We start from the raw sequence: 11,976 nt of genomic DNA, 5'->3' as shown, positions 1-11,976 counted from the left end.
AGTTACCAGCCCTTCGCCAGGCTCGTCTGCAACCGGGCGGCGCGGGCGGCCCGGAGCTGGAAGATCGCCTTCACCAGGGCCGGCGCGGCGATGAAGATGACGATCAGCGCCTGGAGCACGGTGACCAGCTCCAGCGAGATCCCCGAGTAGGACTGCATCCGGTTGCCGCCGGCCTGGAGCGCGCCGAAGAGCAGCGCGGCCAGCGCGACGCCCCACGGCTTCACCCGGCCGAGCAGCGCCACCAGGATGCCGTCGAAGCCGATCTGCGCGACCACCAGCGGGGTCAGCGCGCTGGCGGTGGAGCCGAGCACCATGTTGGAGCCGCCGAGGCCGGCCAGGATCCCGGCGAAGACCATGATCAGGACGTACGTCCGGGTGACGCTGATGCCGGCGGTCCGTGCGGCGTCGGGGTTGGCGCCGACGGCGCGCAGCTCGAAGCCGAGCGTGGAGCGGTTCAGCAACCACCAGACCGCCCAGGTGGCCAGCACCGCCAGGATGATGCCGGCGTGCACCCGCAGCCCGTCGCCGAGCAGCCGGGGCAGTTGGGCCGAGCCGTCGACCGGCCGGCTGATCGCGTCCGTACGGTTCGGGTCCTGGACGCCGTTCTGCACGATGATCCAGGTCAGGAAGTACGTGGCGATGTAGTTGAGCATGATCGTGTTGATCACCTCGTGGGCGCCGGTACGCGCCTTGAGGATGCCCGGGACGAAGCCCCAGATCGCCCCGCCGAGCGCGCCGGCGAGCACCGCGACGAGCAGGTGCAGGCCGGGCGGCAGCGGCAGCAGGAAGCCGGCCAGCGCGGCCAGGATCACGCCCATGACGGCCTGACCCTGGGCGCCGATGTTGAACAGGCCGCCCCGGAAGGCCAGCGCCACCGACAGGCCGGTGAAGACCAGCGGCGCGGTGTAGGTGAGCGTCTCCGAGATCGGGCTCATCGCCGCCTGGAAGCCGACCGCGTCCGGGTCGAAGACCGCGCCCTTGAACAGGTTCCCGTACGCCTCGCTGACCAGCGTCCAGCTCGCGTTGAGCGCGTCGGTCGGGCGGGCGGTGATGTAGCTGTAGGTGGCCAGCACCTCGGGGTCGGAAACGATCATCAGGATCGCGCCGACCACCATCGCCAGCACCAGCGACAGCAGGGTCACCGTGAAGGTGTTCGCCGCCCAGAGGTTGTCCAGGAACAGCCGGCCCAGCGAGGGCTTCGGCTCCGGGGCCGGGGCCTTCGGGGAGGTGGCCGTCTCGGCGCGCTCGGTGTTGCCGAGCGCGGCCTGCGCGGCGTGCGCCTCGGTCGCCGGCTCCTTGTCCGGGGAGCCCGGGTTCGGGTTGGTCATGCCTCGTCCTCGTTACCAGGGCTCTCGGCGGCGGGGGCCGCCGCGCCGCCGTCGGCCGGGGTCGTGCCGGTCGCGGCGGCGGGTGCCGCGTCCGGGGTGATGCCGGCCATGAGCAGGCCGATCTCCTCGCGCGGGGTGTCGGGGCCGACGATGCCGATGATCCGGCCGCGGTACATCACCGCGATCCGGTCGGCCAGGCCGATCACCTCGTCGAGCTCGCTGGAGACCACCATGACGGCGGTGCCGGCGTCCCGTTCCCGGATGACCTGGCTGTGGATGAACTCGATCGACCCGACGTCGACGCCGCGGGTCGGCTGGGCGGCGATGAGGAGCTTCAGCGGCCGGGACAGCTCCCGGGCCACGATGACCTTCTGCTGGTTGCCGCCGGAGAGGGTGCCGACGGGCGCGTCGGCCGAGGAGGTGCGGACGTCGAACTGCTCGATCCGCTCCTTGGCCGACCTGGCGATGGCGTCCGGCTTCAGCGCCAGGCCCTTGCCGAAGGGCGGCCGGTCGTAGATGTCGAGCACCAGGTTCTCGGCGACGGAGAACTCCTTGACCAGGCCGTCGACGCTGCGGTCCTCGGGCACGTAGCCGACGCCGGCGCGGAGCACCTTCTTGGTCGACCAGCCGTGCACCGGCTGCCCGTCGAGGGTGACCGTGCCGGCGAGCGTCGGGCGCAGCCCCATGATCGCCTCGATCAGCTCGGTCTGGCCGTTGCCCTGCACACCCGCGACGCCGAGCACCTCGCCCGCGCGTACGGTCAGGTCGATCCCGTCGACCGCCCGGATCTGCCGGTCGTCGTCGACGACCAGGCCGGAGACCTCCAGGACCGGCTTGCCGGGGGCGGCGGGCTCCTTCTCCACCGTGAGCCGGACGCTGCGGCCGACCATGAGCGCGGCCAGCTCGTCCCGGCTCGCCTGGGGGGAGGCGGTGCCGACGGTCTTCCCGCGCCGGATCACCGTGATCCGGTCGGCGATGGCCTTGACCTCGCCCAGCTTGTGGGTGATGAAGACGATCGACTTGCCGGCGGCCTTGAGCGACCGCATCACGGTGAGCAGTTCCTCGGTCTCCTGCGGCGTGAGCACGGCCGTCGGCTCGTCGAGGATCAGCAGGTCGACGTCGCGGGTGAGCGCCTTGACGATCTCCACCCGCTGCTGGATGCCGACCGGCAGGTCCTCGATCACCGCGTCCGGGTCGACCCGCAGGTTGTACCGCTCGGAGACCTCGGCGACCTCGCGCCGGGCCCGCCGCCGGTCCAGGAATCCGGCGATGCCGCCCCGGACCTGCTCGGCGCCGAGCATGATGTTCTCGGTCACGGTGAAGACGGGCACCAGCATGAAGTGCTGGTGCACCATGCCGATACCGGCCGCGATCGCGTCGGACGGGCCCCGCAGCTTCAGCGGCGCGCCGTCGACCAGGATCTCGCCCTCGTCGGGCTGGTAGAGCCCGTAGAGCACGTTCATCAGGGTCGACTTGCCCGCGCCGTTCTCGCCGAGCAGGGCGTGGATCTCTCCAGGCTCCACCGTGAGGTCGATGTGGTCGTTGGCGACCAGATCACCGAACCGCTTGGTGATGCCGCGCAGTTCGAGTCTCAGCGCAACCTCCTGGAGTGCGAAGCGATGGTGCAGCGTAGCTGCCGGTGGACCGCTCGCGGCGCGGGGCCGTCGTCGGGTGGTGCGGATCGGCCGCCCCGGCGCCGTGGGGGTTTCCCCGCGACGCCGGGGCGGCCGGATCGTCGTGCTGTTACCGCTCGCCGGCCTACCCCGGTGATCGTCTCACCGCGGGTGGCCGGCGGAGCCTCACTTCGGCTGGGCCGCGGAGGTGACGGTGACGGTGCCGGCGGCGATGTCCGCCTTCAGCTTGTCGATCTCGGCCTTCAGCTCGGCCGGGACCTTGCTGTCGAACTCGTGGTACGGGGCGAGCCCGACGCCGTTGTTCGACAGGTTGCCGAGGTAGCCCGGGGTGGCCGAGAGCTTCTCGCCGTTGGCGGCCTTGACGACGGCCTCCTTGACGGCGTCCGGGATGTTCTTCTCGACGGTGGTGATGATCGCCGAGCAGTCCTGGGTGCTCTCGCAGCCGTCGACGTCCACCCAGATGGTGTTGTACTTGCCGCCCGACGCCTTCGCCGCACCGGTGGTGCCGAGGCCGGCGCCGCCGGCGACCGGCATGACGATGTCGGCGCCCTGGGCGACCAGCGCGTCGCTGACCTTCTTGCCCTCGTCCTGCTTGACGAAGTCGTTGGTGAAGGAGCCCTTCTGGGTGGCCTTGTCCCAGCCGACGACCTTGACCGACTTGCCCTTGGTCTTGTTGTAGTGCGCGACGCCGTCGGCGTAGCCGTCCATGAAGATGGTGACCGGCGGGATCGGCAGGCCACCGTAGGTGCCCACCGTGCCGCTCTTGGTCATGCCGGCGGCCAGGTAACCGGCGAGGAAGCCGGCCTGGGCGGTGTCGAACTGCATCGGGTAGACGTTGGTCTCCGGGACCTTCGCGTCGACGATGCCGAACTGCTGGTTCGGGTTCGCCTTGGCGATCTTGGAGGTGGCGTCACCCATCAGGCCGCCGACGGCCAGGATGAAGTCGCACTTCTGGTTGACGTACTGGGTCAGGTTGACCTCGTAGTCCGCCTCGGCCTTCGACGCGACGTACTTGATGTCGATGTTGTCGTTGGCCTTCTTCGCCTCCTCCAGGCCCTTCCAGGCGGAGGTGTTGAACGACTTGTCGTCGATGCCGCCGACGTCGGTCACCATGCAGGCGCTGTATTTCTTGTCGCCGCTGCCGGCGTTGTTGTTCTCCTCGGGGGCCTCACCGCACGCGGCGGCACCCAGCACGAGCCCACCCACCGCGAAGGCGGAGGCGATCCGCATCCCACGCACAGAGCGCAAGACGTCTCCTTCCCATTGCACACCGCGTCCTGCACGGTGGCAGCCCTTGAGCCGGCCTGCGTGCGCCGCCGGCATCCCACGTTACGGACGGGAGCGTACGCCCGCGCCCACCCACCGGCCGCCAATCGTGCACGACTGTTGAGCGCCTGTTACCCCTACGTAACCCTTAGGTGGGCCAGATCACGCTAAGTGCTGGTAGATGCGCGGCGAGGCGTCGCGGAACGTCCCATTCTGCGCGTCGTCCCCCGCCGGTGCCGCTATCGCCAGAAGACGGCCACCGCGGCGTTGACCAGGGTCAACGCGATGATCGCCCCGAAGTGCCCCCGGTTGACCACGTCGCGCTTCCGGGAAAAGAACACCATGACGAAGATCAGAATCGCGAGCACCAACTTGGTAACAAGTTTCGCGGGGTCCGGCTCGTCGCCGTCGCGCAGGGGAGCGGAGAGGCCGATCCCGGTCGCCAGCATGATCGCGGCCCCCCAGAGCATGCCCGGGTTGATCCGCAGCCTGCCGCTGACGTACTGGACGATCGCACCGCCGAGCAGCAGGGCGAACCCGATCAGGTGAACGTAGCGAAGTATCAGTCTCAGAGCTTCCACGTGCACTATCCTCCCTCATCAACGACGGATCGTAGTAGCGGGCGGGTAGGGGTCCCGCCCCGCCACTACGCCGTCAGGTCAGGCGCCAGGCCTGGAAGGTCGGGCCGTCCGCCGGGAGGCTGACCGCGCCGTCGCCGTCGGGGCGCAGGGCGGGGGCGCCCCCGTACAGGTTCTCGGCCGGCCGCAGCCCGGTCAGGCGCAGCGGCTCGCCGGCGGCGCGACGGGCCAGCACCAGCACCGTGCCGGTCGGCGCCTCGCGCAGGAAGACCAGCGTGTCCGCGTCGGCGCGCAACCAGCGCAGGCCGCCGTGGCGCAGCGCGGGCTCCGCGCGGCGCAGCGCGACCAGGGCGCGGTACGCGGCGAACGTCGAGGCGTCCCAGCTCTCCGGCCGGTGCCACGGCATCGGGGTACGCGAGCCCTCGCCGTTGCTGCCGGTCAGGCCCAGCTCGTCACCGGCGAAGATCATCGGGGTGCCGGGCATGGTGGCGAGCAGCCCGGCGGCGACCTCCTGCCGGGCGGCGTCGCCGACCACGGTGCGGATCCGGGCCGAGTCGTGCGACCCCAGCAGCTGCCACGAGTGGGTGTACGACCGCCAGGAGACCAACGAGCGGTAGGCGTTCATGGTGGCCAGCACCGCGTCCGCGTGCCGGCGCACCACCCCGCCCGGGGTGCCGAGGAAGTTCGGCACGGGCTCGTCGCCGTGCCGCAGCCAGGACCAGACGGGATCGGTGAAGCCGACGTAGTTCATCGTGCCGTGCCAGCCGTCGCGGTCCAGGTCGCCCGTGTGGTCGTGGCCGTGCTCGGCCATCAGCAGGGCGTCGGCCCGGGTCTGGGCGACCACCTCGCGCAGCAGCGCCGCCACCTCGTGGGTGTACGCGTCGGCGCCCCGCCGCCCGGTCATGTTCGCCACGTCCACCCGCCAGCCGTCCAGCCCGTACGGCGGGCGCAGCCAGCGGCGCAGCAGCGAGTCGTCGGCGGTGGCGAAGCGCCGGCGCAGCTCGGCGCTGCCCCAGTTCAGCTTCGGCAGCGACCTGACCCCGTTCCAGGACTCGTAGTCCCCGGTCACCTCGTCGAAGTAGTACAGCCCCCGCTCGGGCGCCGAGGAGTCGGCAGCCGCCCTGGTGAACCACTCGTGCGCGTCGCCGGTGTGGTTGCTGGTGATGTCGCCGAGCAGCCGCCAGCCCCGGGCGCGTACGGCGTCGGCGAGGCGGGCCAGCGCGGCGTCCCCGCCGAGCAGCGGGTCGACGGTGTCGAAGCTGGCCGCGTCGTAGCGGTGGTTGGAGCGGGCCGGGAAGATCGGGGTCAGGTAGACGGTGTTGACGCCGAGGCGGTCCAGGTGGTCCAGCCGCCCGGTGACGCCGTCCAGGTCGCCGCCGTAGAACTGCCGGGGCGTCTCGGGGCCGCGCCCGATCACCGGGGTGTCCCAGTCGCACCCGATCGCCCAGTCCGGCAGCTCGCGGCCCTCGGCGGCGGCCGATCGGGCGAAGCGGTCCGGGAAGATCTGGTAGATCACCGCCTCGCGGGCCCAGGCGGGCGGCGGGGCGTGGGTGACCAGCTTGAAGTCGGCGTTGTCGGGCACGTCGTGGGGCACCACCCCGGTGGCGTTCAACCATCGGTAGCCGCGGCTGCCGGTGAGCATGAACCGGTAGTTGCTGACCGGGTTGCGGGCCTCGACGGCGACCCGCCACCAGACGTCGCCGCCGTCGACGCGGTCGACGACCGCCTCGGTGAACCGGGGCTCGCCGTCGCCGGTGGTGCGCGCGTGCACCTGCCGTACGCCTGCGGTGGTCGGCACCCGGACGAACACGTCGACGACGTCGCCGAGGGCGGGTTCCTGCTCGGGGACGTACAGGGCGGAGCCGTCGTGGTGCGGCGACAGGGACATGGTGGCGCCTTTCGCGTCGGTCGGACGGGGAGAGAAAGGGGTCTCCCGCCGCGGCCGGTTCCCCGACCGCGGCGGTCGATCCGTGACTGCTCCGGTGTACGTCGGACGCCGACGCCCTTGCCGCAGCTCTGCTTCAGCCCTTGACGGCTCCGGCCGTGAGGCCGTTGACGATGTAGCGCTGGAGGATCTGGAACACCAGCACCGTCGGGATGGCGGTGAGCAGGGTGCCCGCCGCGAAGATCCCGAAGTTGTTGTTGCGCTCACCGGCCACCAGGCCGAACATGCCGACCGCGAGGGTCTTCGAGTCGGTGTCGGTGAGGAACACGTTGGCGATCACGAACTCGTTGATCGAGCCGATGAAGGCGAGCAGGCCGGTCACCGCCAGGATCGGCGCCACCAGCGGCAGCATGATCCGGAAGAAGATCTGGGCGTGTGAGGCGCCGTCCACCGTGGCGGACTCGTCCAGTTCCTTCGGCAGGGTGTCGAAGAAGCCCTTCATCAGCCAGGTGTTCGCGCCGAGGGCGGCGCCCATGTAGAGCAGGAAGAGGCCCCACGGGGTGTTGAAGCCGATCACCGGCCACAGGTCGGTGACCTTCGTGAAGATCAGGAAGATCGCCACGATCGCCAGGAACTGCGGGAACATCTGGATCAACAGCAGGGAGAGCAGCCCGACCCGGCGCCCGGCGAAGCGCATCCGGGAGAAGGCGTACGCCGCCAGCGCCGACAGGAAGATCGACGCGAAGCTGGCCACCCCGGCCAGGAGCAGCGAGTTGAGGAACCAGCGGCCGAACGCGGTCCGCTCGAACAGGTTGGTGAAGTTCTCCAGCGAGGCGCCGGTCGGCACGAGTTCCGTGGAGGAGAGCGTGCCGAGCGGGTTGAGCGCCGCCGAGAGGACGAACAGGATCGGGAAGAGGCTGAACGCCACCGCCAGCGCCCCGACCAGGTGCCGCCACCCCACCTGGGCGAACCAGCGGTTCCTCGACCTTGCGGTCGCGTTGCGGTTGGCGACGGGCGCGTCCGCGTGGGTGCTCACGAGTACACCTCCTCCTGCTTGCGGGTCCGGGAGAAGCTGATCGCCGACACCGTCGCCACGATCGTGAAGATGAAGATCGAGACGGCGGCGGCCAGGCCGTACTCGGCACCCTGGGCGCCGAAGGCCAGCCGGTAGGTGTAGGTGATCAGCAGGTCGGTGGCACCGGCCGTCGGGTTGTCCGCCGGGAAGGGCCCGCCCTCGGTGACGAAGTAGACCGCGTTGAAGTTGTTGAAGTTGTACGCGAACGACGCGATCAGCAGCGGCGAGATCGCCACCAGCAGCAGCGGCAGGGTCACCGCGCGGAACGACTGGAAGGGCGACGCCCCGTCGACCGCGGTGGCCTCGGTCAGCTCGCGCGGGATGGCCTGCAACGCGCCGGTGGTCACCAGGAACATGTACGGGTAGCCGAGCCAGAGCTGCACCAGCAGCACCGCGAGCCGGGCCGACCAGGTCTCACCGAACCAGTCCACCCCCAGCCCGAAGAGGTTGTTGATCAGGCCGAAGTCGGTGTTGAACATGTCCCGCCAGACCAGCAGCATCGCGAACGACGGCATGGCGTACGGCAGGATCAGCAGCACCCGGTAGAAGTTGGTGCCGCGCATCCGGGGCGAGTGCAGCGCCAGCGCGATGCCCATGCCGAGCAGGAACGTGAAGCCGGTGGAGCCGAGCGCGAAGGCGAAGTTCCAGATCAGCGTGCCGAAGAACGGACCGGAGATGGCCGGGTCGGTGAGCACGTCCGAGAAGTTCCGCAGCCCGACGTTGACCTTCCAGCCCTGGGCCAGCGCCTCGCCGTCCGCGGTCACGAAGGACCCGGCGGAATCGTCGGCGGTCCAGGTCTTTCCGGTCTCGCTGTCGCGGATGCAGTCGCAGCCCGCGTCGTACGCCCGGATCGCCTTGCCCTCGTAGGCGCGCGACAGGCCGGACGAGCGCAGCGCGCCCCCGGACGTCGGCACCACCAGCCCGGTGATGTCCCTGCTCCGGTTGCTGGCCTCGCCGAAGTTGAGGATCTGGTAGCCCTCGGCGGCGGTGACCTTGCCGCCCGGGGCGACGGTGACGCTGCCGGCGTCGAGTTGACGCAGACCCTCGGTGTCGCCGACGGAGACGGTGTTCGTCGTGGGGTCGGTGACCAGGAAGACCAGCGCGCCGGTGGCCGGGTCGCCCTTGGTGGCGACGGTCAGCGGGTACTGGATCGAACCGGGGACCTGTTTCACCGAGCCGCTCTGGATGGCGACGATGGCGTCGTCCTTGCTGCCCCGGTGGCCGTCGCCGAAGTTCGTGAAGGCGGTGCTCACGGTGTAGAGCACCGGGAGGATCTGGAACGCCACCAGGAAGAGCGTGCCCGGGATCAGGTACTTGCCGGGGATGTGCCGGGGGGACAGGTAGAGGTAGAACAGGCCGGCGGTGGTCGCCAGCAGGATCGCCAGTCCGCCCCAGAGCTCGGCCTCGACGAGCGGGAAGGCCGCCCAGATCGCGATTCCGGCCACCAGGCCGAGCAGGACCACCTTGACGAGCAGGCCGGTCAGGGTGATCGGCGCGTGGTTCCGCGCCGTACGGGGCTTGCGCGGGGACCCGGACCGGAGGGGCCCCCGGCCCGGGGGCTGTGTGGCAGCCCCCGGGCCGGACAGCGACGTGCTCATTACTTGATCTGGCCGGAGATCGTCTTACCGGCTGCGGTGATCGTCTTGGCCGGGTCGGCGCCGCCGATGATGGCGGCCTCCGCCTTGCCGAACGGGTCCCAGATCGCGGCCATGGCCGGGATCGCCGGGAGCACCTGGCCGTTCTTGCCGGCCTCCTGGAACTTGGCCAGGTCCGGGTCGGTGCCCTTGACCTGGTCGAGGGCGGCGGTCAGCGCCGGCGGGCGGGGCTCGGCGTTGTAGAGCGCCACGGCCAGCTCGGGGGTGGTGACGTGGTTGGCCACGAACTCCTGGGCCAGGGCCTTGTTCTTGCCCTTGGCGGCGACGTAGAAGGACTGGACGCCCACGAACGGCTGGGCCTCCTTGCCACCGGCGAAGCCGGGGACCGGGGAGATGTCGTAGGAGATGTTGGCCTTCTTGGCGTCCGCGATGGCCCACGGGCCGGAGACGAGGTAGGCGCACTTCTTGCCGGTGAACGTGGCGATCGAGTTCTCGGGGGTGATCGAACGCTTGAGCGCGCCCTCGCCCTTCTCACCGAGCTTGGCGATCTTCTGGAACGCCGCGATCGACTCCGGCTTGCCCACGCCCAGGTCCTTCGGGTCGTAGTCGCCGTTGGCGGCGGTGCCGAAGAGGTATCCACCGGCCGAGCTGTAGAGCGGGTAGATGTGGTAGGCGTCGCCGTTCTGGCCGGACTGCAGGCAGAGGATCTCGCTGGCCTTCTTCTCGGCCTTGAGCTTCTTGCCGGCGGCGACCAGGTCCTCGATGGTCTTCGGCGCCTCGGGGGCCAGCTCGGTGTTGCGGATCAGCGCCAGGTTCTCCATGGCGTAGGGCACGCCGTAGAGCTGGCCGTTGAAGGTCACGGCCTTGACGGCGGTCTCGTTGAACGCGCTCTTCTGCTCGGCGGCGAGCTGGACCGGGTCGATGGCGCCGTTCTGCACCAGGTTGCCGATCCAGTCGTGCGCGCCGACCACGACGTCCGGGCCGCTGCCCTGCTGCGAGGCGGTGACGAAGTTGGTCTGCAGGTCCTTGGAGACGGCCTGGACCTCGACGGTGACGCCGTTCTCCTGGCCGAACTTCTCGCCGAACGGCTTGAGGGCGGCGGCCCGCTTGTCGTCGGCCCAGATCACCAGCTTGCCGCCGGTGGCGGCCTTGGTGGATTCCTTCGCGGCCGGCTCGTCGCTGCTGTCGCTGCCGCAGCCGGTGGCGGCGAGCGCCAGGCCGAGGACGGCGACCACACCCGCGGTACGGATGCGCATCGGTACTCCTGTCGTCATGGCGGCACGCCGGGGGAAGGGCGATCCCGCCAGTGGAAGCTCTGTAGGTTTCTTGCCAACCGGCGCCCGGCGTGCTGCGCCGCTGCTCTCGCGTGTTGCGGGGACGTTAGCAAGGGGTTTCAGAGAATGGAAGGGCTTGCAGAAGTGTACGCAAGAACTTGCCGGTGAGCTAAAGTGCGCCCATGCGCGCTCGACTGTCCGACATCGCCCAACAGGCCGAAGTCAGCGAGGCCACGGTGTCGCGGGTGCTCAACGACCGCCCGGGTGTGGCCCCCGAGACCCGACAGGCCGTACTGACCGCCCTCGATGTGCTCGGCTACGAGCGTCCCGCCCGGCTCCGCAAGCGCAGCGCCGGCCTCGTGGGCCTGGTGGTCCCCGAACTCGACAACCCGATCTTCCCCGCCTTCGCCCAGGTGATCGAGTCGACCCTGGCGCAGAGCGGCTTCACCCCCGTGCTCTGCACCCAGACCGCCGGCGGGGTCACCGAGGACGAGTACGTGGAGATGCTGCTGGACCGGCAGGTCTCCGGAATAGTCTTCGTCTCCGGCCTGCACGCCGACACCGCCGCCAACCACGACCGCTACCGGGCCCTGATCGCCCGCCCGCTGCCCGTCGTGCTGATCAACGGTTACGCGCCCGGCATTCCCGCGCCCTTCGTCTCCTGTGACGACGGCGAGGCCACCGAGCTGGCCGTGGCCCACCTGGTGGCGCTCGGACACCGCCGCATCGGCCTGATCACCGGCCCGGACCGGTTCGTGCCGGTGCAGCGCCGGGTGGCCGGCTTCCGGGCCGCGATGGGCCGGCTGGTCGGCGTCGACGAGGCCGGCCTCGACGAGCTGGCCGAGCTCTCCCTGTTCGGGGTGGAGGGCGGCGAGGCCGCCGCCGCCCGACTGCTGGACCGGGGCGTCACCGGCATCGTCTGCGGCTCCGACCTGATGGCGCTCGGCGCGATCCGGGCCGCCCGGCAGCGCGGCATGTCCGTGCCGGGGGAACTGTCGGTGGTCGGCTACGACGACTCCCCGCTGATGGCCTTCACCGACCCGCCGCTGACCACCATGCGCCAGCCGGTGGCCGCGATGGCCGTCGCCGCCGTCCGGGCCCTGGTCGACGAGATCAACGGGCACGCCGCCCCGAACTCGGAGTACCTGTTCCGCCCGGAGCTGGTGGTGCGCGGCTCCACCGCCGTCGCCCCCGCCGACGCCGCACGCCCGGCATCGGGCGGCTCGACGCGGCAGCGCCCGGCCCCACCCGCACTTGCCGTTCCGGCCTGACCGCCCGCGCTGCGGAGGACCGGGCGGGCGCCGGCAGTGGGTGCCGCCGGCCTCGGCGCGCAGGTCGCGC

Annotated in this window: 9 protein-coding genes; 1 reads left to right on the top strand and 8 read right to left on the bottom strand. The window is 70.7% G+C overall.

What is annotated here, in order from left to right:
- Positions 1-2: 2 nt before the first annotated feature.
- From KBX06_RS24490 to KBX06_RS24455, 8 genes are all read right to left on the bottom strand, one after another.
- Entirely contained in the window at positions 3-1,328 is a 1,326-nt protein-coding gene (locus KBX06_RS24490; protein ID WP_210839070.1) for an ABC transporter permease, read from the bottom strand.
- Positions 1,325-2,863: an ABC transporter ATP-binding protein gene (locus tag KBX06_RS24485; protein WP_307854741.1), complete on the bottom strand. Its 1,539-nt coding sequence runs from the start codon at positions 2,861-2,863 to the stop codon at positions 1,325-1,327. Before KBX06_RS24485 ends, KBX06_RS24490 begins: the two co-directional genes overlap by 4 nt.
- A 264-nt stretch (positions 2,864-3,127) precedes the next feature.
- The gene (locus tag KBX06_RS24480; protein WP_210839131.1) at positions 3,128-4,192 is read right to left on the bottom strand and encodes a BMP family protein; all 1,065 of its coding nucleotides are present in this window, start codon (positions 4,190-4,192) and stop codon (positions 3,128-3,130) included.
- A gap of 275 nt (positions 4,193-4,467) precedes the next feature.
- A complete protein-coding gene (locus KBX06_RS24475; RefSeq protein ID WP_210839068.1) occupies positions 4,468-4,809 on the bottom strand; it encodes a hypothetical protein in 342 nt (113 codons plus the stop codon).
- A 73-nt stretch (positions 4,810-4,882) separates the two neighbouring features.
- Entirely contained in the window at positions 4,883-6,694 is a 1,812-nt protein-coding gene (locus tag KBX06_RS24470) for a glycoside hydrolase family 13 protein (protein ID WP_210839066.1), read from the bottom strand.
- Between the two features lie 133 nt (positions 6,695-6,827).
- Positions 6,828-7,727 (bottom strand): sugar ABC transporter permease, encoded by a 900-nt coding sequence (locus tag KBX06_RS24465; RefSeq protein WP_210839065.1) that lies wholly within the window; start codon positions 7,725-7,727, stop codon positions 6,828-6,830.
- Positions 7,724-9,364: an ABC transporter permease subunit gene (locus KBX06_RS24460; protein ID WP_210839063.1), complete on the bottom strand. Its 1,641-nt coding sequence runs from the start codon at positions 9,362-9,364 to the stop codon at positions 7,724-7,726. The genes KBX06_RS24465 and KBX06_RS24460 overlap by 4 nt, the downstream gene beginning before the upstream one ends.
- On the bottom strand, positions 9,364-10,617 hold the full coding sequence (locus KBX06_RS24455) for a maltose ABC transporter substrate-binding protein (RefSeq protein ID WP_210839061.1): 1,254 nt from the start codon (positions 10,615-10,617) through the stop codon (positions 9,364-9,366). The genes KBX06_RS24460 and KBX06_RS24455 overlap by 1 nt, the downstream gene beginning before the upstream one ends.
- A gap of 200 nt (positions 10,618-10,817) precedes the next feature.
- Between KBX06_RS24455 and KBX06_RS24450 the strand changes: the two genes are divergently transcribed.
- Complete coding sequence (locus KBX06_RS24450) at positions 10,818-11,906, top strand: LacI family DNA-binding transcriptional regulator (RefSeq protein ID WP_210839058.1); 1,089 nt, start codon at positions 10,818-10,820, stop codon at positions 11,904-11,906.
- Positions 11,907-11,976 lie beyond the last annotated feature (70 nt).

Origin of the sequence: Micromonospora sp. C31, assembly GCF_018070575.1 — a bacterium.
Classification (GTDB): domain Bacteria; phylum Actinomycetota; class Actinomycetes; order Mycobacteriales; family Micromonosporaceae; genus Micromonospora.
The sequence above is the reverse complement of the archived record's forward strand: the minus strand, read 5'-3'. Positions and strand labels throughout refer to the sequence as shown.

Bases quoted from the DNA above. Each gene is read 5' to 3' on its own strand.
- KBX06_RS24490 (WP_210839070.1), bottom strand. From the start codon at position 1,328: ATGACCAACCCGAACCCGGGCTCCCCGGACAAGGAGCCGGCGACCGAG.
- KBX06_RS24480 (WP_210839131.1), bottom strand. From the start codon at position 4,192: ATGCGGATCGCCTCCGCCTTCGCGGTGGGTGGGCTCGTGCTGGGTGCC.
- KBX06_RS24470 (WP_210839066.1), bottom strand. From the start codon at position 6,694: ATGTCCCTGTCGCCGCACCACGACGGCTCCGCCCTGTACGTCCCCGAG.
- KBX06_RS24460 (WP_210839063.1), bottom strand. From the start codon at position 9,364: ATGAGCACGTCGCTGTCCGGCCCGGGGGCTGCCACACAGCCCCCGGGC.
- KBX06_RS24455 (WP_210839061.1), bottom strand. From the start codon at position 10,617: ATGCGCATCCGTACCGCGGGTGTGGTCGCCGTCCTCGGCCTGGCGCTC.
- KBX06_RS24450 (WP_210839058.1), top strand. From the start codon at position 10,818: ATGCGCGCTCGACTGTCCGACATCGCCCAACAGGCCGAAGTCAGCGAG.